The sequence below is a fragment of the Candidatus Schekmanbacteria bacterium RIFCSPLOWO2_02_FULL_38_14 genome (genome assembly GCA_001790855.1).
GTDB lineage: Bacteria > Schekmanbacteria > GWA2-38-11 > GWA2-38-11 > GWA2-38-11 > 2-02-FULL-38-14-A.
Window position 1 is genome coordinate 34,397 of the sequence record MGDH01000016.1, and the last position, 22,941, is coordinate 57,337.

Here is a 22,941-nt window from a genome sequence, read left to right on the forward strand (position 1 = left end):
TAATTTTAGGAATGATAAAGTGCGCTTCTGTACCAATCAATCGTTTTTTTAAGTCCAACCCTAATAGGAGTCTCGGCCTTAAAACCAAGCATTTTCTCTATTTTTGAAGGGTCAATCAGTCTTTTAGGAATCATTGTTGGTTTTGAAGTATCATAAATAATTTCAGCATTCTTATATCCATCAATATCAATTATGATTTCGAGCAAATCTCTTAGAACATATTGATTACCGCTAGCGATGTTTATTACATCAAAATTTTCAATTTTTTCCATTGCCAATAAAAGTCCATCAATATAATCATCAATATAAATAAAATCCTTAATATCACTTCCATCACCCCAAATTTTCATTGGATTCTGTCGCTCGACTACCCTTCTAATCAAAGCTGGAAGGACGTGAGAGGTTTCCTGATCAAAATTATCGAAAGGGCCATACAAATTAGCAGGTCTTATTATTAACGTCTGCATAGGTTTTTTTATTTTTGTCGAATACATTTCACACATTATTTCGCAAAAACGTTTCATCCAACCTGCTATAAAATATTTTTCAAAAAAATTATTTGAAGTGTCTTCTTCTTTAACAGGATAATCCGTTACTGGATAAACTGTATTACTACTAATGAAAGCAAATTTTTTTACCCCGGTTTCATAAGCAGCTTCTAAAATTTGGGCATTCATTATAAGATTAGGAGTTAAAAGGAATAACGGCTTTTTTTCTATCATTGCAGCTCCAGCTGTAACAGCAGCACAATGTATAACATAATCCATGTCTTTACAGACAATAGAACAATCTTCAGATCTTCTCAAATCAACCTTTATATATTCAATACGTTTATCTTTAATGACGACGTCTTTTTTATACAGCGTAGCTCTGATATTTGCACCATGGTCAAGCAATCGTTTTATCAAATTCACGCCGGTAAATCCAGCCCCTCCAGTTACTAAAATATTTTTCTCTTTAAACATAAAAACTCCTTATTAGTTGTGTATCAGTTGTCAAATTCATAAAATACATCGACATTGTTGTAAATAATTTTCCCATATAAACTTTTAAGACGCCTTCCTTGGATTGCGTATATCGCATCGATCGGGTATTTGAAAAATCGCTTCTTGACTCTCCATTTGGCGATTTTTTTGAGAATAAAATTATCGAAAAAAATACTACAAAACAAATCGAGCGATTTGCCCCATAATGACGTATCTGTTGGTGCACTATTTAGAGTGCCGGAATAAGGGAAATAATAAAAATAAAAATATTTTACCTGATTTCTATATGATTTTTTAAACCACGGGGCTTTAAATTTTCTCAAAGTATGATCAGACCACGCCTCAAGACTTTCGGGTTCTTTAAATCCATGTTTAATAGCCTCCCCATAAAGACTGGTGGAGGGATAAGGGGTATAATAAAAAAGTCGAAAATCGAAATCAGGATTAATCTCTCTGCACTTCAATATCATGTCCATGGTTTCGAAGACTTCAGATTCAGGTACTCCGTGGACACCAACCATTGAAGAGAAGGATGCCCTGATGCCAATTTTCTTCATCTTATTTACAAATTCATACGTTTGTTCAACCGTTGCTTTTTTATTCAATCTTTCAAGAGTTAAATTTGATCCAGATTCAGCCCCGATGTATAGTTGTTTACAACCTGATTTTTTTACCAACTTTAAGGTTTCATCATCATATTTTGCAAGAATAAGATTAACACTAACACCTGCGTCCCATGAAATTTTGTAGGGTCTTTTATTCAATTCCTCGCAAAATTGTACAACTCTTTTCCTTGAAACAAAGAAATTATCATCATCTATTGTTATTCCGGTAATCTTGTATTTCGATACCAAAAACTCGATTTCTTCCAATATATTATCCATGTTTCTAAAGAAAATGTGCCTTTTGTAAACACTGGCAACTTCACAAAAAGCACAATTGTTAGGACAACCTAAACTCGTAATTATGCCTATCGATCTATCAGATCTATCAGCAAAAGGCTTTTTATAAATATATTTCTCAACATCAACAGCCTCAAAAGGCATTTTAACCTCTTCAATTAAAGACAATAGTTCTCTGCAAGGATTGTGGTATATCTTTCCTTGCTTCTTGAAAGAGATTCCTTTTATGTTTGACAAATCTCTATCACAGGAAAGTGCAACAGCCAGTTCTTTTAAAGTGACTTCTCCTTGTCCTCTGACTACAATATCTACAAACGGATGTCGAAGTGTTTGTTCGGGCATGCTGGTTGGATGCCACCCTCCCCAAACAATTGGAACTTCTGGATGGAATTCTTTTATTTTTTTTGAAATTTCAAGTCCTCCTTTTATTTGAACACCTGTAAATGAACTTATACCAAAGCATAATATGTTTTTTTTAAACTTCTTGATCGTTGCGTCTAAGTCAACTTCTGTTCTTTGATCAATTATTTTTACTTTGATATCAGCATTTTTAAGATAGCTATATAAAAACATTAAAGAATAAGGCAATCTCCCGCTCATGGTTGTTCCAGGCCATGGTCTGGGATAAAACAAAACTATTTCATTCATTATGTTATTGACTCTTGCATAAATAATGCAATGACGGGTATCTAAAGGGATATCCGCTATATGTCCAAAAGGTTCTGCAAATTTGGTCGTGTACCACCTTGCCCCGCATCACCCAGATAACTCTATATGTTTTACAACTACATTTCTAATCCCCGCAGGATCCAGACCCACATGACGCCGAACCTCGTTCAATGTACCATACCAGCAACAGAAGTCGTCCGGCAGCAGGCCATGATAGGCCGTCTGAAGGTTGGGCACTTCGTTAACAGCCTCGTAGAGACCAAGCGCATCGTGCACTACAAGGATCTTCGTCTTAGAAAATTCAGTGAGGATCTCCTTGTCGATTGGTTTTATGGTGTGAAAATAAATAAGGTTCACATTCAAATCCTTGCATGCTTCAAGTACATTGACCAAAATCGGACCCGCGGTCATCACCGTCACGTTTGAACAGGCTCTCTTTAGAACCACACCCTTGCCAAATTCCACGGAATAATCATTAATTAAGTGGGGATGATCCGAAAGCCTTATGTAGGATGGCTTTCCTCTCCGGTATTGGCTCCGCAACAAAATATTAAGTTCTCTTGTCGAGCCGGGTTGAATAACTTCCATACCAGGCAGGAGCCGCAAAATCGCCAAATCCGTATATGAGTGGTGGGATGCCCCGTCCCAAGCATAATCGAACGTCGCCCCACATGAAACAATATTGACACCGAAGCGGTTATAACACACATCCAGCTTTATCTGCTCATAGCTCCTCTCTGTTATAAATGGCGCTATTGTATGAACAAAAGGGAAAAAACCTTGCGAGCTCAAACCAGCAGAAACACTTATAAGCGTGTTCTCACAAATACCCATATTGTAAAATCTATCAGGATATCTGTCCTTAAAATCCTTGAAGAGATAAACACTCACATCTCCTAGTATCAAAACCACTCTATCATCTTGCCTGGCCAAATCTAAAACTGTTTCTTTAAATTGTTTCCTCACACAGCTCTCCAATTAAATTTTCAAGCTCTTGATCATTTGGCGACCTTCTATGCCATTCATATTGATTCTCGATTAGCGTTCTGCAACCAAAACCCTTTTTAGTATCAGCAACAATAACTCTGACCGTGTCGCTTTTCTTTGTTATTTCTTTTTTTAATTTGTCTATATCGTGACCGTTAACTTCAACAACTTCACAACCAAAACTTTTAAATCTTTCGGCAGGATTGGTTATTTGCAGTCCCCTACTGTGAGACATGTTATTGTCATATATAATAGTAAGGTTATCGAGTTTCAGATGAGAGGCAACCATAACCGCCTCCCATACAGATCCTTCATTAGATTCACCATCGCCGATAAGTACAAACACCTTCCTATTTTCACCTTTTATTCTAATTGCAAGCGCTATCCCAACAGCAATACCTATTCCATGTCCCAAAGAACCTGTTGATGCCTCTATGCCTGGCACTTTAAGCCTATCTGCATGACATCCTAAATCCGACATGAAAGATCCGAAAGTCTCCACCCTCTTTTTATCAAAGTAACCGAATTCTGCCAAAACACAATAATGAGCAAGTGCCGCGTGCCCCTTGCTTAAAATAAATATATCTCTTTCTTTCCACGACGGATTTTTAGGATCGTGTTTTATCGTACTATAAATCGTATATAGTATCTCTATAATAGAGAAACAGGTAGGGATGTGCCCATGACCACTTAATTGAGCAATTCTCAAAATATCTTTTCTGATTTTTTTACAAATAGGCTTCATTCTATTTTCAAGTACGATACTCTTGAAGTCATTGGAAGTCTTTGAATTCTCACGTTATTTAATCCTAACACCTCTTTAAGTGCTATTGTCTCTCCAGGAAAGATATCATCACATAATTCATCAAACACAAGAATGCTCCCTTTGCACAAATAGGGTTTAATGGCTTCCAATGCAACTTTGGTAGGTGCATAGATATCAAAGTCCAGAACGGCCAAAGAAATGATAGTTTCCGGGTGTTTCTTAAAATATTCTGGTAGAGTTTCTCTAATATCTCCCTTTACAATTTCATATCTCTTTAAATGAGACATCGGGTTCAACTGTTCTTGCATGTATAAAACTTTACCGAGGTAATCTTCATAACCATGCGCTACCGAAAAAGAACCGTCCTTACATTTGCAAAGTTCACCATCCTTTTCAGACATTCCTCTAAAACCCTCAAATGTATCAAAACCCACAATTTTCCTATGCCTGTTAAATGGCTCGAACACCCCCCTCAAAGCAGACATGATTGATAATGTCTGACCCCATCTGACTCCAAATTCTACAACTATACCATGAGTATGGATAATCTTTTTATAAATTTCATAAAAGAATAGTATTCTTGACAGATTCTTAGATGTCAGAAACAATCCCAGGTTAGGCAACAGTTCATCATCAGGAAGCGGAGCAGACTTAAGTTGTTCTACAAACTGTTTTAAAACTGCCTTCTCATCCGAGTTGGATAAAATTATTGCATCGTGTTTTTCTGTTTTCATTTGTTCCACCTTCCTTTATTTTCAAACCACCATTCGGTGGTTTTCCTTATTCCCTCCTCGACAGTATTTTGTGCCTGCCAACCAAGAGTGTTTTTTATCTTTGTACAATCAAGCGCCCTGAAATTCATAGTTGTGGGTTTGTCTTGAATGTATTTTACTTCTTTTGGTGTATGTCCTGCATATTTCAAAGCCAGATTAACAACCTCACCAACCGAGACTTTTACTCCAGAGCCAACATTGAAAACATCGAATTTAACATTACCATTGTCTAACATCATTACAATCGCTCTTGCAAAATCATCTGAATAAATAACATCCCTGATGACATCAGGACTTCCCCATACTTCGAAAGGGTCCATCTTATCAATGGCTTTACGAATAATTGCTGGAATAAAATTAGAGGTCTTCGGGTCAAATTTAGCATAAGGACCAAAAATATTTGCTACCCGGGCCACAACTATTTCCATACCATTTTGCTCATATAAAAATTTGCATAGTTTTTCGATAAACCTAACTACCCATCCAAATCCCAGATAAGCCTGATTGGGATCCTTGTTCAAATCAAGTTCATCCTCTTTTATACTCCCTTCGAACTCCTGATATAAAGTTGCAGAACCAATATAAATTACCCGTTTAATATTTTCCAGCTGAAATGCTTCTATCATCTGTGTATTCATCAATAAATTTTCTTTAATATGCCTCCACGGGAATGATCTTATTATGCCTGCCCCACCTGTATATGCGGCTGCCATAACTGCACAATCACATCCACTAGCCATCCTCTTGCAATCCTCTAGAGAAGTTAGATCACCATCCACATAATCCACACGCTCATTTTTAATAAAAGGTCTCGTATTCTTATAATATGAGGCACGGACTTTGGCTCCAGGATAATTATTAAGGATATGCACCAAAATGCTGGTGCCCGCCATCCCAGTCGCACCTGCCAAAAAAATTAATTTCTCATTTAACGTAGATCTGTTTTTTTGCAATTTCACAAGATTGCTATTTTTCAATCGTTAGTGCTTTCCATGGACAACGAGACAACTCCTCTTTCCAATACACCAACATATCTTGGAGGGTTTTTTCAAAAGGTATTTCCGGCTTCCATCCTGTTTCATTTTTGAATTTGTCTATACAAGGTATCTGCAATGTCACATCAGAAGGCCTCAACAGTTTGGAGTTAACCTTAACCTCAATCCTTACCTTAGAAAGTGACAATAAAATATCCAAAGCCTCCCCAATCATCATTGTCCTATCACCGCCTATATTATAGACCTCACCGGGCTTACACCTGTTTATTAAAATCCAATATGCCCTCACCGCATCTCTCACGTCACAGAAAGTTCTCACGGATTTTAAGTTCCCAACATATACAACCGGTTTGCTAAGTCCTAATTCAGCAGCTGCAACCTGCTTGGCAAATGACGACATGGCAAAAACATCACCTCTCCTTGGCCCTGTATGAGTAAACATTCTAGTGCGTATATTTTTAATTCCGTAAGATACAAAGTACTGAAAGGCTATCATATCTTCTCCGACTTTGCTTACTGCATATGGCGAAGCCGGCTTAAACGGGCATGTTTCTTTAATTGGAACATCTGCCTCATTTACCTGGCCATAGACTTCTGAAGACGAACATATATGAACAACTGGATTAATTTCCGTTATCCTAACGGCCTCGAGCAGATTTGTTGTCCCTATAACGTTCACCCATAGAGTGTGAACAGGAGAGTTAAAACTGGTCAAAACATAACTCTGCGCCGCTAAATGAAAAATAACCTCAGGTTGAACAACCTTAAGATGTCGAATCAGAGCGCCCAAATCACAAAGATCAGCCTCAAGTGGAGTTACTTTATTGTATATTTTTTCAAGATTATCCTTTGGGCTTCTCCACCTGCATAATCCATAGACTTCATGATTTTCATTTAGATTAAGTATATATTCTGCAAGATGACTCCCCACAAAACCTGTTATTCCTGTAATCAATATTTTCATATAATAAATCTCATTCTCTATGCTGTTAATGATTTAACTTTGTATAGATTATAACACGCTTTCTCGTTGATTAACCTTAATATTATGAAAATCATCTACAAAACGTTTATACTCCTTAAGTAGTAATTGATTGGCAGAATTAGAATTCACTTCCGATAAAATCGGGGAAGCACCTAACCACCAATACGAATAGATTAATGATGATGAATACGAACCCCATAAAGTGGGCATATTCAACATTACCATCAACAATTCAACAGGGAGAAACCGATTAATTTCATATTTCATAGTAAATACTTTGCAATCATATTTTTTAAAATATCCCAAATAATTATTCAAATCCAAAGGATGGTTTTTTATTAAAACACAAGAATCATTTAACGAAACATCCTTAATCTGGTGCTCAAGATAATTATTATATTCATTTGGTGGCACCTCTGCTGTAGGCAGATATACATACCTGTTTTTGAAACGATTCATCTGAGCATTTATATCAACAATCTCCCCATATTCTTTTGGAAACATTTTTTGATATTCTTTCTCCACATGCTTAAATATTTTTGGTATTAAATCACTCGCATTAACAGATACCAGAGACACATTTTTCTCTAATTGCTTTTTTTTTATTAAATGACACCGTCCACCATCCAAGAAAACAAACCGTGAGGGGATAGTGCCGCGGCTCATAAATCGATACCCTACAAAATAATCAAAACATCGTCTAAAAAGGGTTATTGGACTGTACCTATTTCTCATAGAATAAAACAAATTATATTCCTGTATGCTATGCTCAATAATATTAAGCTTAGCAGTTCTATCTTTGATCAAAGACCACAGCATAGATGGCATGGGTGCATAAATCTGATCAATTCCACCAAATTCAGTAAGGTTTTTATTAAGATGTTTTTTAAATGACTTATAATATTTTACCGCTTTGTAATATCTAATGATCCTCCTTTTCAACAAACCCACATGTTCCATCCGATCAATGTAAATAACCTTTCCCCATGGAAAATAACTCTCAATCATGCTGTTCAATTTGAAATAATTTTCTTTAAAAACATTAGTAGCCCTCTCAACGCAAAGAATATTAATATCTGTTGCATGCAGTTTTTCTGCAACCACACTAGCTGCAATGGTACTCATTAATCCATTTGTAAAAAAAACATTGGTAACCATCTTAAACACCCTCCTCATCTGTTGTTTTTTTTATGTCTCCAAGAATAGTTAACAGATGATCCCCAGCTTTATACTCTTACGAAGATAACTGGCCAACATTAAACTTTCGCCAATAAATAGTCGCTTTTGGATAACTTGCATTATCGAATGATAATCTTTTTACTACCTCAACAATATTTTCCGAACAACCTGAATTTCCATCGCATACAATGAATACCCAAGTCGGTTTTGAAAAAAATGTCTCCTTGTTTAGAACTTGATCATATCGAACACTATAGCTTGAAATTCCTTGTTGTTGAAATAACAAATTATACTTAGCGTCTCCGGCAATCACTACGACAGACGCTTCTGTATCAGCAGATCTAATAGATTGTATTCCATTTAAAACAACTGACTTAACACGGCAATCTAATCTATTTTCATACTCCTTATACGCAGAATAACTCCACGCTCCTGCCATACCAACAACCACAACCAAAATAGTAAAAATTCGAGCACCGCGTTGGCTCATGATAGAAAATAAAAATTCTACCACAAACATTATAATAATGGGGCTAATAAAATAGTAATATCGACACTCACTAAAGAATTTAAAGCTCGTGCCATTCCAGAAACAAAGCGTAAGAAAACCAAGGAATAGTATTAACGACATAAACGATAAAATAAACCATGATGTCAAAACGTTGAAACGGCCTATGCGATATAATTTATACAACACACAGCCCATTGTGAACATAACACCTGCTGCCAAAATACGGACTACCATTACTAATTGTCCACCTATATTCAACTTGTTTACAATAAAAATCAAGAGTCCTGGAGGCATAAAAACGTACAATATCGCCTCAAATATTTCCAGTAAATTAAAATTCAAGTGTAAGTGTTTATTGATAACAGCGCCTATTGTTCCAACACTACCTGCGTACAAAACGTTTGTATAAAAAATAATAACGGCAGTTACAATAGGCAACAAAACAACTAATGAACTATTAATTACCACTTCTTTGTAATTTTTTCGATGCATAAATACTACCCATACAAAGCATATTATTAACATAACCAAGCCTAAATATTTCACAAGAATCGCAATAGAAACCAGTAGGCTTGTAGCAAGAATAAACACACTTTGCTTTTTAATGTTCTTCTCTCGAGCAGGGAGCTGTTTGACAGACAACATTAACCAGGTTAGTAAAGGAAATATCGCCCAAAGAATTAAGTCAGTGCAAGAAGATGCAAATCGCAATGACAGTGGGCACAATAGAGAAACGTACAAAATTTTAGCCATTGTTCTTTCGATATAAAAGTCAGACAACTTAAACCACAGCCATATACCAGAGATGAGAACAACGCTTTTAAAAAGCTTTGCAGAAAACCCTATGCTAAAACCAATTTTCAACAATAAAGAGATGAAAAAAGAATATCCTATTGGCCACCCTTTTAAATAACTATAGTTGGCAATGGACAAATCCTTTTGGGGAATCAATGTGGCTGTATATCCACGGCCATCAGCCAACCTCATCGCAGCTTGAAGTTGAAAAGCTTCATCTGTATTAGAGAAATAGGGGTTTACGAAAAGCACATATAAAAAGGGAATAACCAATAGAAAAATTAGAATGAAAACTAAGTTTTTATTGTAGCTCGTGTACATTCGCAATAAAAAAATCCAATAGCTAGTAAACTCGGACGGGTTTTTTATTATACAAAGAACGCTGTGTTAAAAATATTTCTATAATTAACATAAAAAAAGTATTAATAACTTCTACTAAGTTTTTTATCTTTATTGCGCTACTATTCTGTTTTTTAGCCTGGGCATACCCTGGAATTTCGAAAAATGAGCATCCTTGCCTCAAAAGTTTTACTGTTATTTCAGCAATAACACTAAATCTCTGTGCTCGAATTGGTAAGCCTCTCAATTTCCAAGTTGGATATATGCATGGTGAATTGATATATTGAATGTAAATATCAAATAAAACTGTATAAATTAAGTTATAAAAATTTGACAAAACTATTCTCCTGCGACATCTCACTTTTTTATTCAAATAAAAACCAAAAACCAATTCCGCCTTATTTTTATATCTAAACAGCTCTCTTAATAAATTTATACTCATGTCATTACTTCCGCCAATAATAGTAAATTTTTCATACTTTGCTATTTTTATTGCTTTTTTTAAGCTTTCTCCAATCCCTATATTTGTTTTATTAAAAATGCCGCGAATAAAATTATATTTTCTGGTCAATTCAGAAATTAGAAAACCTGTCTTATCAGTACTTCCATCGTCCACTATTATTATATCTAACTGGGTCTCTGTCTCATTTGCAACTTGAATTATATCAGAAACAGTATTTTCTAAATTATTTTCTTCATTCAGACAGGGTATCATAATTGACAACATCTTTATTGATTTAATTTGCAGAAATCAGGTTTGTCGAAAACCTCTAAACGACGCATCGCATTCAAAATACAATTTTTTCGCATTTTCGATCGCATTACATTTTTGATACAGAAAGTAGTTTTCTATTAACACTTTATTTGCCTCGTAGAGAAGCATATAAAATTCATCATCACTTAGGTTTGTAAAATTAACTGACAATAAATCTGAATTAATATGTTTATTCTCATAAAAATCTTCACAATCTTTCAGCAAACCTTTCTCTATAGCATAATAATATAGTGGGGAGCCTGGATATGGTGTAACAGGTCTTATTGTTCTCATTTGAGCATGGTCATCATACTTAAGCAGGAAATCAACACCAAGTTTTAACGATTCTGCGGTTTCTCCAATATTGCCGAATATAATATTAAACCCTGGGCTTATACCAGCAGCTAAAGTATTTTCTATGCTACTGATGATTTGCTTAACCATAAGCCCCTTTTTCATTGTATGAAGGGCTTTTTCATCCAGCGACTCAATACCATAATTAATGAAAACACATCCTGCTTCTTTCATTAATCTAAGAACATCAGGTCTTGCATAATTTAATCTGCCGTTACAAAACCATTTAAATTTAAGTTTTGACTTAATAAAACTTTCACATAATTCAACTGTTCTCTGAACGGAGCTCATTAAAAGCTCGTCCTGGAAATCAATATAAGAAATATGATAGTCTTTCTTCAAAATTTGTATTTCTTCTATAATGCTATCTGTGGACCGGACTCTATGGCCTTTATCCATCCTGTAACAAAAATTACATTTAAAAGTACACCCTCTCCCTGATAATAGAAGCATACAACGTTCGCTGTTTTTAATATTGGCTTCTCTTAACAAAGCATAATGATCAATAGGAAATAAATCCCATGCGGGAAAAGGAATTTCATCAATATTTGGTATAAGTGCACGTCTTGGTGTCTGAATACATTTTCCATTTTTCAAAAATGCAATGCCATGAACAGAACACAATTCTTTTTTTTCTTTTAAAGTTTCTAATAGTTCTATTATTGTAATTTCGCCTTCTCCGATTACTACTACATCAGCTCGTGTTTTTTTTAAGAAATACTCAGGTTCTGGCGATGGACCATGCCCTCCTATTATAAAAAAGGGCCTATTTTTTGCTTTATTAATAGCTTCTGATATTTTTAATAACTTTCTGTATTGATAATAGCCTCCTATAACACCTACGCCGATTACATCAAAATACTCCCTGTTCAATAAATTAAGTAAATGTGATTCTGGCCAATGATAAACATCTTGGTTATAAATTTTAACTTCATGCCCTGCATTTCTGCATACGGACGCAATGTATGCTAATCCAAGGGGAAAAACTGAAATATAAGAATCATTATCATATGCTACTAACAGAATTCGCATTTGAATACCTTCAACCCATAATTTATTTTCTTATCCTGATTACCAGCATGTCCTTCCGAAAACTCCATTTTGCTCATTTATCTATATTTACCTAAATATGTTATTGCCTGCGGTCATGTCAATAATCGGGCAGTAGTAAGCGAAATTATATCCTCACACAAAACTAATTTTTACTATTCATCTTAACCCTAGCTGATGGATGCCCATATTTATTACGAGCTTTTTCTAAAACTGTACTGCACCACTTATTCCGATCAAGTTTGGAATAAAGTGCCTTAAACTCATTTAACAAGAGTTCTGGTGTTACCAAAATCTGGGTACTAAACATTTTTTGTCTATCTGTTGCAAACGAAAAATTTTCCCCAGATTTCAATTCAAGTCTATGTAAACACCATTCTGGGAATTTGAATATCAAATAAGGAAGGTCACTAAACTGCGCAATAGTATTAACCCCAGATGATGTACCCATATACATTAAAGATGTGCGAATCAAAGCAAGGTCTTCTATTATAGATGTCCCAAAATCTTTTGCGATAATTACATTCGACCTTTTTCTCAGGCCATCAAAAGTTTCCTCCCGTAATCCAACAAATACAAAAACAACTTCCGGAAAATCTATTTTACACTGATCTATGAATGACAACCAAACCACAGGATTAGTGTTCCGTTCAGAAGCATGCGATGTTTGTTTTAAAGATAATGTTACAGGTACTGTATTCTCTGGCAAATAATTCAGGTAGAACCAATGTGCCCAAAATCCATCCCTATCACCAATTCTAAGATATGGTATATATCCATGCGAATTATAAAAATCTTGTACCTCATTAAAGTTGGGGAATCCATAATCAGCATAATTATATGTTTCGCCTAAGTGATGAGCCAACGGTGGGAACATGTCATAGCGTTCAACATTACTTTTCAAGAAATGATAAAATTCTTTACGAGAATTAAATTGGAAAATTGATCCAAGATATGGACATGTACTAAACAATGGAAGGAATTCAAGCATATAGTCTTGCGCATTATCAGATGTAATATTATTATCTTCGGCTTTTTTACGGTTGCCAATTGGGTTATCACTATCATATATAACACAAATATCAACTTCTTCTGCATTATATTTAATTTTCAAAATGCTTAATCTTTCAATGAAAAGTAAGGGATCTCCAACTGACCATGGAAGGGCTTTGAAGTCCCAAACTCCCAAAATACGTTTCTTTTGAAAGTTTGGTGCGAAAATTAGTTTCATCAAATTATAATAAAACCTGACTTTTATTGGCCATAGACCCAGCCTCAACCAAAAACTATATAATTTATCAGTTATTATCTTACATGTAGTAAGAACACCGTGCTTACGAATTTTGCGATATATATCTATACCCTTTTGAAACATTTTATTTCCTATTTATACATTATATTTCTAATAATCAATTTAGTACTGACTAAACTTTCAATAGTACCGACTTACCTTACCATCTAAGCCAACAATAGTTTTACCATCACCATGCCAAATACCTTTGAGACGATACCATTGCCATGCTACCAAGGGGATTACAATTAATAGTGATATCATGTATCCGACTGCCATTCCCATGGCAGAAAAATAACGTCCAAGGAAAACATTGCTGCATGTGATTAAAATTGCAGCCAGAACACTAATGAGCAATAATGGTTCTTGCTTATGGGCTCTCAGATACCCTGCCATAGGAACTGATATGGCTTGAAATATTTGTGCAAAGGCAAATATTCCCATAGGCAATGGTGGCAAAAGACGAGCCGCAAAAGGATGCTGTAAGACATTGAGTATGTATACTATAAGCCAGCCGCTGAATGATATGAAACCTGAAACCACTATCGTTATTTTCATGAGTCGCCAAAATAGTCTATCTAGTTCCTCATATTCTCTCCGTGCAATCAGCATACCAAATTGTGGAATTTTAGGAGCAATCCATGCAGTAGGAATTGAAGGTATGAGTCCGACTACACTCCATGTCATACCCATCTGTCCTGCAACTACAGCACCATGATATTTAAAAAGTATCGGTATAAAAAAGTAATGGACAAAATAACCACATAAACAGCTTAGGCCTATCTTCCATTGCATTGGCCAAATATCATTAGACCAATGCAATTTTTCTTTAACTTTAAATGAGAATATTAAAGTTTTAGAAAATACCTTATATTTTCTTAAAATAAGCGTAATAATGCATATTATACTTGCTATATTAGAAAAAGTTAAAACCCATAAATTTGTGTGTAATAATATTGTTAACCAAAGAGTTATTTTGACAAATAATGCTTGGTAAAACGAGTAGGTATATAAATTAGATACTTGATTGCATCCCTCTAATATAGAAGTAATTGGAAGCAATAAAACCGCAATACTAGTGATAAAACAAAGTGAAAACCAGGGCATTTCCCAGTCAATCGAAGGATCTGGGGATCTGGAAAAAAACAGATATCCCCCTACACCTAAACCAATAAGTACGAAGATGGCGGCAATTCCATACCATTTTAAAACAAAACGTGTCAAACTAGCCAGTCTCGAAAGAGCTACATTATCGCCAATTATATTGCCATCATTATCTAAACTTAAACTAGACCATTCATGTGCGGCAAATTGGAGAATTACAATACTTAGTCCCAATTCAGCAAAAGTTTGTAATGCAACCAAACTTTGAAAAGTATAATAATAACCCTGCAATTTTGCAGTAAAAACGCTAATCATTAAAATTCCAGTAATTGGCCCAGTAATTAGATTGAATACTCGAGTTAAAAGTCCAAAAAATACAGGTCTATCTATAGAAGCCCTTTGCATAAAAAGGTGCATTGTGTCTTTTATAATCATCATTTTACAAGGTGCCTCCAGTTGATTTTTCTCGGGTCTGTCCATTAATCCAGAGCAATGTCATAATGTTTCTCTCGCAAGCTTATTTTTCTGTTCTATAAGCTTTTCTGTTTCCAAAGAATATACTTCAAGTACAACTCCTTTGTAAAAGTAGCACCAAATAGCCGTCTCAACACTCGTTTTGATATCTGTTTTAATGTAGGTTCTATTTTTAGAAACAATGCCCCAAATCTTAATAGCTTTATAACTAAGCCCCAAATTATACGATCAAAAGCTCCTCTATGACCTTTCCCTGTAGTAAATTTACTTACGTAACGTGTTATTTTTAAACTAAATCTTTTATTATCAGGCACTAAGTGTAAAATTTTAGGAGCGTTCGTTCCATTTTTTGAATAAAACATTTTTATCATTAATTCTGCATCTCCAGTTGGATCATCAGCTATTAGAATCTTATCCGGTGCTATACTTAGGAGCTTTTCTATTTGTAATATTGGCATATGAGCAAATAGCGGACTCGAATCTTTCTTTCTTTCAAGTTCAAGAAATCCTTTTATCCTTTCATAGTTTAATCCAAAATGGTCATAACGTAATATATTCATCGCTTGCAATTGTGTGCCGGCAATAACCAATTTTTCTGCACTCCTTAATTCTTCACATAACATATCATAGTGTCTAAAAAAATCTTCTAGTTTATAATAATTTATATGTAAAGGAATGTAACACTTTGGGCAATATGTTAACTGCCCTAATAAATTATAATCTGATAACACTTTAACAGTACTGCCACACTCTGAACATATACCGTTTACACTTATTGTTCCCAATAACCAATTCCTTTTATATTTAACATCTAAGACCTTAAATCTATTAAATAAAAATGTATAAAAACACCTAAGCTCGCTGAAAACAACACTCCAAAAACGATCATTGGAAATCGCGCTAATATTTAAATATCTTTCTCGATTTCTCCATAATAAATCATAAGGACCGGGGGTCAGATGTATGTTTTTGTAATAGTCTTTTTCATCGTTGATTAAACCTCTTTTTAAAGCACTTTTATAAATTTGCGTTCCTGGATATGCATCTACTAAACTTACATCAGCATTCATTTCCTCATTAATTACCATATCAATTGTTTCTTTTAAATCTTCCTTAGTTTCTCCTTCATTCCCCACCATAAAAGTACCAAGACACGGTATTTTTGCTTCTTTTGCTGCTCTATAGAACTTTATAATTTCTTCCTTAGTCGTTTGTTTTTTCATTATTTTTAATATTTTATTTGAACTACTTTCTATACCAGCTCCTGTTAAAACACATCCAGCCTCTTTCATTGCAACAAAAGTATCAACATCGATATTCTTTACATCTACACGCATCCCACACATCCATGGTTTTTTCGTTTTCAATCTCTTGTATTCTTCACAAAACCGCAAAATGTCTTCCTTGGTTTGGTAAAACATTTCATTAACGAAATTAAGTATGTCAAAATTATACTTAGAAAGTAAAAATTCTATTTCTTCCATAATATGTTCAAGGGGACGTTTTCTAAATGCCCCGATGGTCGGGGAGCAAAAGGTACATACTCCAACACATCCCCTGCCAGTCAGTACCGGTAAAACTACCTGATTATGCATATAGGACGCTTCAGCATATTTGTAATAATTTATATTAATGTGATGCCAGGCGGGCAAAATATTAATATCTTGCAAATCCAATCTTTTAGGATGATTTTTAATTACTTCACTGCTAGACCTGTCTTTAAAAAGTAGTCCTGGCACTTCTTTAAAATCATCTGAGCCATTACTTAACTCATCAATAAGGCAAGGGAGCGAGGTTTCAGCTTCACCAATAATCCCGAAATCAATTCCCATCATTTCACTATCAAAAAGAAAACGAGGATTAACGTCTTTGGTGATATTACCACCTATTATAATCGGCAAACCAGGTTTGATCGAACGAATTGTATGAATGGTTTGTGATATAAAATTAAAGTTGGAAATTAGCCCTCCAGTTGCAAATGCTAAATAATCATTTTTTTTAAGCAGTTTACTATAATCTGGATTGGTAAGTGTTGTATCAATAAAATCAAATGGTATATTATTCCGTTCCAAACATGAAAGGACATAAGCCATTCCCAGTGGGCTATGCTTATAAGGAGGTTTTACTATTAATAATTTCCTACTATCTTTTTGCATTTGATAACCCTCCTATTGATTTCAAAAAACATGTTTTTATGTAAAATCTCCCCACCTCTCCCAAAAACCTTATTCTCCAGACATATTAATCAATGCCCTTCCTGCCTTACCCTGCTCCAAATCATCAAAGGCACTATTTATATCTTCCAACCTATACTCATTAGTATTGAGAGCATCGAGTCTAAGCTTGCCAGCAAGATACATGTTGACATACAATGGAATATCTCGATCCATTTGAGTCTCCCCTCCCCATGTTCCAATAATTTTCTTGCCTTTGATAAGATCAAATGGATCAATTAATATCTTTTCACCCAGTGGTAGATTGCCAGCCAGAACACACAGACCGCCATTATTGCGAACTGATCGAAAAGCAGTTTCCATGGACTCCTTCTTACCAGCAGACTCAATCGCATAATCAATACCACGATTACCTGTAATGTCCATTATTCCTGATAAGACATCCTGATTTCTTGCATTAATTATATGTGTTGCTCCCAACTGAATAGCCTGTTCAAGTTTATGATCAAGTACATCTATGGCAATAATTAAGGAAGCATTTGCTATTTTAGCTGCTAATAAAGCACTTAAACCAATACCACCAACTCCAAATACAGCAACACTAGTACTAGGTTTTACACGTGCTGTATTCATAACAATTCCTGCACCTGTAGGAATAGCACAACCAAGAAGAGCAGCTTCACGTAAAGGCATTTTATCAGGAATTTTTACAACACGATTTTCTGAAATAACAGCCTTTGTCAGAAATGTAGATATCGCACCGGAATTTACTATTGAGCCATTGCTTCTCTTGTATAAAGCAGACGGAACATCAGCACCCATGCCTTTTATCCATGTCAGCACAACATGGTCTCCCGGCTTTACCTTTTTAACACTGCTCCCAACATTTTCAACAACCCCTGAACCTTCATGTCCTAAGGTATGGGGAAGAAATTTGTCTTCACCTTTTAACCCATGAACCTCATTAAGTTGAGAGTGACATACTCCACTATAAGCAATCTTAACTAGAACCTGTCCTGCTTTGAGTTCAGGAATTGTAAGCTCTTCAATCTGTAAGGGATTATTAATTTTGTTCAAAACTGCTGCTAAGGTTTTCATAATGTTCTTTCAGATAGAGCATAGTGAAGAGGTAAAATATCGAAGGCTATTATTCTTTGATTCTCTGTCCAACAATCTTTGTTCCCTTATGAAAATTTTCTATTGTTTGGCGCATTACAGATGGCATATCTAAGAATGAAAGCTGTTCAAACTTAAACACACCTACATCCTGTCCCTCCATCAGTTTATGCTTATTCCAGACCGAGCTGATATCAGAAACAAAGAACCATGTACGAGTCTTGGCCTTTTCAAAGTTTGAATAGTAATCCGTAAACCACAAAAACCTATATTCTGCAGGTTTTATAGAAAGTTCCTCTAATACTTCTCTATTTATAGATTGAAGCGGTGTCTCTTCGTTATTTATCACCCCTCCAAAAAGAGACCATTGGCCTGTTGCTGCTATAGTTGGCTTGTTGTCACGCAATTGCAAAACATAGTTACCAGAGACCAGCAAAATAGCATGAGAACTCTGGATTTCAGGAATGTTCCTATTCAAATATTCCTCCGAACTTCTACTCTATGCTCTATGCCATTTGCCTTTTTAATCCGCTATGAACCACCAATAATCTCCAGTGTATCCCACCTCATCAAATAATTTTTTCCAGTCATCAACATGCATCATAGTCTCAGCAGTAAGCACCCATTTGAAAAGATTCTCCCGCTCGGTCTCATTTCGCCATGCATCAACAGTAATATAGCTATTGCCTCTGCAAACACGCTGGATTTCACGAAGTGCCTCTTTAAGGCGCTGAAGAGGAAGGTTATGGATAGAGTTAATGGAGATGACTAAATCAAAGCTCTTATCAGGATAAGGTAATTTTTCTGCACTCCAGATTTTCAGAAACGGTTTAACTGAAGGCATTGCATTCTCAATAGCATAAGAACTTACATCTATTCCAGCAACAATACAGCCAGGTATCAACTCTTTGAAGTCATGCAACATAAAGCCTTTTCCACACCCAATATCCAGAATAGCGGCATTCTCAGGCAAATTATAATAATCCTTCATACGCTTTACAACAGACTTCCATCTGCCGTCGTATTTATATCCCCCATAACCGCATTTCCGGTCACCATCAAAAAAATCCTTTCCAAACTGTTTAGCAATGCGGACAATCTCAGGAGTTTTCTCCTGTGCACGCTTATCATAATCCCGTACAGTTTTTGGATGCGTATCAAGCAAATTAATCTCTTTCATAAGATTCCCCTAACTATTACCTATAAAATTGTGTACAATTTGCCACCATTAACATGAAAACATGAGCCAGTTATCCATGACGCTTTATTAGAAGATAGAAATGTTACCAATTCAGCCACATCTTTCCCCTCACCAACACGTCCTAAAGGTATCTTAACAGATTCTTCTGTATCTATCTTTACCCTTGCCTCTTCTATCGAGATATTGTGGATATCAGCTAATCGTTGGACATTTCTATCCCAAGAATCGCTATGCACTGGTCCAGGACAAACTACATTCACCAGTATATTGTCCTTCACAAGTTGATTAGACAAATATTTGCTAAGATTTATTACTGCTGCTTTGGTAATTGTATAATGAGGATTATAAGAACCAGGCTGCAACCCTGAAATAGATGAGATATTAATTATTCGTGGTGCAGTAGACTTACGGAGCCAGGGAATTGAATATTGGACAAAGTAAACTATTGTCATAACATTCAGCTCAAAAGCCATTTTCCAATCATCATGTTTTAATTCAAAAAAATCTCCAAATTTATCTGTCCCTCCTAAATTATTAATTAGAATATCTATCTGCCCAAATTTTTCAACCACACTATTAATTAAATTCTGCACAGATTCAGGTTTCGTTGCTTCTACAGGAATTGCATAAATACTACCACCAGAATCTGCAATTTCTTTTTGCACTGAAAGCAATGACTCTCTTCCTCTTGCACAAATGACTACATTTACACCTTCTTCAGCAAGAGATTTTGCAATAGCTTTGCCAATACCTTTGCTACCACCTGTGACTATTGCAACACGGTCTTTTAAACCTAGCTCCATTCCTTATCTCCTTACCCCTTGTTGGTGGTAAACTCCACATTTCAATATAGTCTGGTTTCTATATTGATTAAGTTCTTCGATTGTTGCATCCATTGACGTTTGTTATCCCAACGGCTATTTGGTATAAACAATAGTATTTCAACAGAAAAATTATTCATACATAATTTTCTTTTTTGCTATATCAATTACATTATTCTTATTCTTTTTTTTCAAACCGAAAAACAAGGCTGCTTTGTTCCTGCAATGTAAGACCCCCATCAATTATTATACACTGTCCATTAATAAAAGATGACTCTGAAGAACAGAGGAATAATACCAAATTTGCAACATCATCAGAACAACCTATATGTCCCGATGGGTGAATAAAATTAACCATTTCTCTATAGTTCTTATTATTATCTTGGTCATAACGAGCTTTATGTTCATCCCGTACGATAAAGCCAGGCAAAATTGTATTTACACGAACCCCAAATTTGCCTGTATGCATAGCAAGGTAACGCGTCATTTGCAGCATCCCTGCCTTTGCAATATGATATACAGGTGATTCATGACAAGCTAATAATGCTGCAACGGAACTAATGTTAATGATATTCCCTCCTCCTTTTTCTGACATAACTCGGCATGCTTCTTGAGAAGCAAAAAATGCTGCTCTCAATGTAACAGATATTCCTTTTTCCCAAGAATTTTCATCCTCTTCAAAGAAAGATGTGCGCTGTCCTGAACGTGCATTATTTACTAAAATATCCAATTTACCATATCGCTGAACAACTTGTCGTACCATATCATAAGGAGCTCCTTTTAGACTTAAATCAACATGAAAAAAACTTGCCGATATTTTTCTGTCAATAAGTTCCATTTCAGTTTTTTTCCCGTTTTCCAAGTCAATATCGCAAATTGCAACATGTGCACCTTCCTGTCCAAATGCTCGTGCTATATTTTTCCCAATTCCTGTTGCACTACCAGTAATTAGCGCTACTTTATTTTCAAAACGTTTTTTTCCCATACTCATTTTTATGTAACTGCAATTTTTCTTGCTTCGTCTCCCAATAATGTTCATTAACATTATTATATAAAAAATCAAAATTAGATAAAATGTTCTCCTGAGTCTCTATAGCTCTCAAAACTTTCTGCAATGAAGTTGCAAAAGAATATCTATCTTCCCTCCCCAGTTCTAAATGCATTTTTTCAGCATGATGATCCGGATTTTTATAAATAATATATGGGACATCGCTGAATAGTGCCATCTGACAAGGCCCACTTGTCATTCCCATGAAAATGCAAGCTGTTTGAATTAAAGCCAAATCCCGAGAAAGGTTGCTTCCAAAATCTCTTGCCAATAATACGTTAGGAATATTGTGTATTCTCTTATCTATTTTTTCGTTGCCAATAAGGATAAACTTGGCATTATAACGTACATTACAGGTTTCAAAAAAAGCAATCCAGGCATCAAAATTTGCATTACTGCAATTTTGTTCTTCCGGATTATTTTTCAAATGAATGACTACCGGTATACTTGGAAACACATTGCTTTGCAAAAAATTAATCGCCCAATCTAAAAGTCCTATCCTGCAGGAAAGGTAGGGTATAAATGAATAATTTTGGAAAAACTTCTGTACAGTAAAGGTATTGTCACAATTATAGTTCAGTATCTCTTGTTCATTCGCTGAAGGCCATAAAATATACTCACATGATGCATCAGAAATAAAATTCTGCAAAATTCTAAAAGAATCGCACTGATAATATAAATTTATATTGTCTATATCAAGGAGTGTGGTTATTATTATAGATTTATTACAACACTCTTTGCCCAATACTCTAAGCAAACCATCCTTTCCGCATACTTCATTCCCAGATAATATTTTAGATCCATCTCCTATAAAACACAAATCAATGTATTCAGCCTTATGAATTAGCTGCTGTATTCTTAGTTCTTCAAGAAAAATCAGCAAACATCCCAAACTGAGTCTATCCCCTCGAAGATTCCAAACCCCTAAAATTCTTCTTTGCATGTCTGTTTTAACAATCTTATTAGTAATCATCGTGAATGGGGCTACCCTTTGTTCCCTACTCCAATAGCCAATAAATAGTGGGCCATTGGGAAGAATCCAGTATGCACAACTTCATCATTCATAGAAAAAATAAAAACATTTTCAAAAAATGATGCCATTAACTTTTTAAGACTTTCTCCACTCTTTAAGTTTATGTGACCAATAGCACTTTCTGAAGAAGCATATTGCTGAGAATTAATATTGGGAGTACCAATAATAAAAATGGCATCTGGTTTTAATGAATCACTAATATTTGTCATAAACTTTTGCTCAAGATTAGGCGGGATGTGTTCAATAACATCCAAAGCAAAAGCACCATCATATTTTTTTTTCAATGGTCTTGTCGTAATATCTAAAACCTCATAAGTACAATTCGCTCCATATTCTACTCTTTTGACATTATCTTCAATTACAAGAGGTTCAATATCAATACCATGTACACTACCGACAGTTTGCAATACAATAGCAGTTCCCAAAGAATCCCCGCAACCGACCTCTAACACTTCCTCTTTGCCTGCTAATATTTTTGCACAAAACTTATAACGTGAAAGTAAAAAACACAAATGTCTTGGATCATTTCTCCATATATGACTGGTATATGGTCCTAAGACAACACCACCTTTGTTATAATATGTATCAAATTGAATTTGGTTTTGAGGTTCATTGGCTATTCTTCCTGACATAA

The 22,941-nt window shown here is 35.2% G+C and carries 21 protein-coding genes; all 21 read right to left on the bottom strand.

Translation table 11 applies throughout. The annotated features are described in order from the left end of the window. Positions 1 to 5: 5 nt before the first annotated feature. The 21 genes from A3H37_06260 to A3H37_06360 all read right to left on the bottom strand — a co-directional run bounded on the left by A3H37_06260 (position 6) and on the right by A3H37_06360 (position 22,939). Complete coding sequence (locus A3H37_06260; protein ID OGL50460.1) at positions 6 to 965, bottom strand: hypothetical protein; 960 nt, start codon at positions 963 to 965, stop codon at positions 6 to 8. Positions 966 to 988: 23 nt separating this feature from the next. Further along, positions 989 to 2,536, bottom strand: coding sequence for a hypothetical protein (locus A3H37_06265; protein OGL50461.1), 1,548 nt, complete (start codon positions 2,534 to 2,536; stop codon positions 989 to 991). Between the two features lie 108 nt (positions 2,537 to 2,644). Next, positions 2,645 to 3,523: a hypothetical protein gene (locus A3H37_06270; protein OGL50462.1), complete on the bottom strand. Its 879-nt coding sequence runs from the start codon at positions 3,521 to 3,523 to the stop codon at positions 2,645 to 2,647. Then, positions 3,507 to 4,289 carry a hypothetical protein gene (locus A3H37_06275; protein ID OGL50463.1) on the bottom strand — a complete coding sequence of 261 codons (783 nt, stop codon included), beginning with the start codon at positions 4,287 to 4,289 and terminating at the stop codon, positions 3,507 to 3,509. Before A3H37_06275 ends, A3H37_06270 begins: the two co-directional genes overlap by 17 nt. After that, a complete protein-coding gene (locus A3H37_06280; protein ID OGL50464.1) occupies positions 4,286 to 5,044 on the bottom strand; it encodes a crotonobetainyl-CoA--carnitine CoA-transferase in 759 nt (252 codons plus the stop codon). Before A3H37_06280 ends, A3H37_06275 begins: the two co-directional genes overlap by 4 nt. Next, positions 5,041 to 6,060 (bottom strand): hypothetical protein, encoded by a 1,020-nt coding sequence (locus tag A3H37_06285; protein OGL50465.1) that lies wholly within the window; start codon positions 6,058 to 6,060, stop codon positions 5,041 to 5,043. The genes A3H37_06280 and A3H37_06285 overlap by 4 nt, the downstream gene beginning before the upstream one ends. Further along, complete coding sequence (locus A3H37_06290; protein OGL50466.1) at positions 6,050 to 7,042, bottom strand: GDP-mannose 4,6-dehydratase; 993 nt, start codon at positions 7,040 to 7,042, stop codon at positions 6,050 to 6,052. Before A3H37_06290 ends, A3H37_06285 begins: the two co-directional genes overlap by 11 nt. Positions 7,043 to 7,090: 48 nt before the next feature. Next, on the bottom strand, positions 7,091 to 8,221 hold the full coding sequence (locus A3H37_06295; protein ID OGL50467.1) for a hypothetical protein: 1,131 nt from the start codon (positions 8,219 to 8,221) through the stop codon (positions 7,091 to 7,093). A 76-nt stretch (positions 8,222 to 8,297) separates the two neighbouring features. Beyond that, positions 8,298 to 9,740 carry a hypothetical protein gene (locus A3H37_06300; GenBank protein OGL50468.1) on the bottom strand — a complete coding sequence of 481 codons (1,443 nt, stop codon included), beginning with the start codon at positions 9,738 to 9,740 and terminating at the stop codon, positions 8,298 to 8,300. A 151-nt stretch (positions 9,741 to 9,891) separates the two neighbouring features. Further along, the gene (locus A3H37_06305; protein ID OGL50469.1) at positions 9,892 to 10,602 is read right to left on the bottom strand and encodes a hypothetical protein; all 711 of its coding nucleotides are present in this window, start codon (positions 10,600 to 10,602) and stop codon (positions 9,892 to 9,894) included. Positions 10,603 to 10,638: 36 nt separating this feature from the next. Beyond that, positions 10,639 to 12,027: a B12-binding domain-containing radical SAM protein gene (locus tag A3H37_06310; protein OGL50470.1), complete on the bottom strand. Its 1,389-nt coding sequence runs from the start codon at positions 12,025 to 12,027 to the stop codon at positions 10,639 to 10,641. A gap of 163 nt (positions 12,028 to 12,190) precedes the next feature. Continuing rightward, positions 12,191 to 13,420: a hypothetical protein gene (locus A3H37_06315; protein OGL50471.1), complete on the bottom strand. Its 1,230-nt coding sequence runs from the start codon at positions 13,418 to 13,420 to the stop codon at positions 12,191 to 12,193. 57 nt (positions 13,421 to 13,477) lie between these two features. After that, the gene (locus tag A3H37_06320) at positions 13,478 to 14,878 is read right to left on the bottom strand and encodes a hypothetical protein (protein OGL50472.1); all 1,401 of its coding nucleotides are present in this window, start codon (positions 14,876 to 14,878) and stop codon (positions 13,478 to 13,480) included. Positions 14,879 to 14,970: 92 nt separating this feature from the next. Then, positions 14,971 to 17,070 (bottom strand): hypothetical protein, encoded by a 2,100-nt coding sequence (locus tag A3H37_06325; GenBank protein OGL50473.1) that lies wholly within the window; start codon positions 17,068 to 17,070, stop codon positions 14,971 to 14,973. A gap of 69 nt (positions 17,071 to 17,139) precedes the next feature. Then, the gene (locus tag A3H37_06330) at positions 17,140 to 18,186 is read right to left on the bottom strand and encodes an acetoin dehydrogenase (GenBank protein OGL50474.1); all 1,047 of its coding nucleotides are present in this window, start codon (positions 18,184 to 18,186) and stop codon (positions 17,140 to 17,142) included. A 49-nt stretch (positions 18,187 to 18,235) separates the two neighbouring features. After that, positions 18,236 to 18,682 (bottom strand): hypothetical protein, encoded by a 447-nt coding sequence (locus A3H37_06335; protein ID OGL50475.1) that lies wholly within the window; start codon positions 18,680 to 18,682, stop codon positions 18,236 to 18,238. Between the two features lie 45 nt (positions 18,683 to 18,727). Continuing rightward, positions 18,728 to 19,384 carry a methyltransferase type 11 gene (locus A3H37_06340; protein OGL50476.1) on the bottom strand — a complete coding sequence of 219 codons (657 nt, stop codon included), beginning with the start codon at positions 19,382 to 19,384 and terminating at the stop codon, positions 18,728 to 18,730. 20 nt (positions 19,385 to 19,404) lie between these two features. Further along, positions 19,405 to 20,208, bottom strand: coding sequence for a hypothetical protein (locus tag A3H37_06345; GenBank protein ID OGL50477.1), 804 nt, complete (start codon positions 20,206 to 20,208; stop codon positions 19,405 to 19,407). Between the two features lie 196 nt (positions 20,209 to 20,404). Continuing rightward, positions 20,405 to 21,211 (bottom strand): hypothetical protein, encoded by an 807-nt coding sequence (locus tag A3H37_06350; GenBank protein OGL50478.1) that lies wholly within the window; start codon positions 21,209 to 21,211, stop codon positions 20,405 to 20,407. Then, a complete protein-coding gene (locus A3H37_06355; GenBank protein OGL50479.1) occupies positions 21,192 to 22,247 on the bottom strand; it encodes a hypothetical protein in 1,056 nt (351 codons plus the stop codon). The genes A3H37_06350 and A3H37_06355 overlap by 20 nt, the downstream gene beginning before the upstream one ends. Positions 22,248 to 22,258: 11 nt before the next feature. Then, positions 22,259 to 22,939 carry a hypothetical protein gene (locus A3H37_06360; protein OGL50480.1) on the bottom strand — a complete coding sequence of 227 codons (681 nt, stop codon included), beginning with the start codon at positions 22,937 to 22,939 and terminating at the stop codon, positions 22,259 to 22,261. Between the last annotated feature and the right edge of the window lie 2 nt (positions 22,940 to 22,941).

What these genes read in the sequence shown, in the direction of transcription:
- A3H37_06295 (OGL50467.1), bottom strand. Translation starts at nt 8,221, where the DNA reads ATGGTTACCAATGTTTTTTTTACAAATGGATTAATGAGTACCATTGCA.
- A3H37_06260 (OGL50460.1), bottom strand. Translation starts at nt 965, where the DNA reads ATGTTTAAAGAGAAAAATATTTTAGTAACTGGAGGGGCTGGATTTACC.
- A3H37_06355 (OGL50479.1), bottom strand. Translation starts at nt 22,247, where the DNA reads ATGATTACTAATAAGATTGTTAAAACAGACATGCAAAGAAGAATTTTA.
- A3H37_06305 (OGL50469.1), bottom strand. Translation starts at nt 10,602, where the DNA reads ATGATACCCTGTCTGAATGAAGAAAATAATTTAGAAAATACTGTTTCT.
- A3H37_06360 (OGL50480.1), bottom strand. Translation starts at nt 22,939, where the DNA reads ATGTCAGGAAGAATAGCCAATGAACCTCAAAACCAAATTCAATTTGAT.
- A3H37_06325 (OGL50473.1), bottom strand. Translation starts at nt 17,070, where the DNA reads ATGCAAAAAGATAGTAGGAAATTATTAATAGTAAAACCTCCTTATAAG.
- A3H37_06280 (OGL50464.1), bottom strand. Translation starts at nt 5,044, where the DNA reads ATGAAAACAGAAAAACACGATGCAATAATTTTATCCAACTCGGATGAG.
- A3H37_06275 (OGL50463.1), bottom strand. Translation starts at nt 4,289, where the DNA reads ATGAAGCCTATTTGTAAAAAAATCAGAAAAGATATTTTGAGAATTGCT.
- A3H37_06310 (OGL50470.1), bottom strand. Translation starts at nt 12,027, where the DNA reads ATGCGAATTCTGTTAGTAGCATATGATAATGATTCTTATATTTCAGTT.
- A3H37_06330 (OGL50474.1), bottom strand. Translation starts at nt 18,186, where the DNA reads ATGAAAACCTTAGCAGCAGTTTTGAACAAAATTAATAATCCCTTACAG.
- A3H37_06290 (OGL50466.1), bottom strand. Translation starts at nt 7,042, where the DNA reads ATGAAAATATTGATTACAGGAATAACAGGTTTTGTGGGGAGTCATCTT.
- A3H37_06300 (OGL50468.1), bottom strand. Translation starts at nt 9,740, where the DNA reads ATGAGGTTGGCTGATGGCCGTGGATATACAGCCACATTGATTCCCCAA.
- A3H37_06340 (OGL50476.1), bottom strand. Translation starts at nt 19,384, where the DNA reads ATGAAAGAGATTAATTTGCTTGATACGCATCCAAAAACTGTACGGGAT.
- A3H37_06350 (OGL50478.1), bottom strand. Translation starts at nt 21,211, where the DNA reads ATGGGAAAAAAACGTTTTGAAAATAAAGTAGCGCTAATTACTGGTAGT.
- A3H37_06345 (OGL50477.1), bottom strand. Translation starts at nt 20,208, where the DNA reads ATGGAGCTAGGTTTAAAAGACCGTGTTGCAATAGTCACAGGTGGTAGC.
- A3H37_06320 (OGL50472.1), bottom strand. Translation starts at nt 14,878, where the DNA reads ATGATGATTATAAAAGACACAATGCACCTTTTTATGCAAAGGGCTTCT.
- A3H37_06315 (OGL50471.1), bottom strand. Translation starts at nt 13,420, where the DNA reads ATGTTTCAAAAGGGTATAGATATATATCGCAAAATTCGTAAGCACGGT.
- A3H37_06265 (OGL50461.1), bottom strand. Translation starts at nt 2,536, where the DNA reads ATGAATGAAATAGTTTTGTTTTATCCCAGACCATGGCCTGGAACAACC.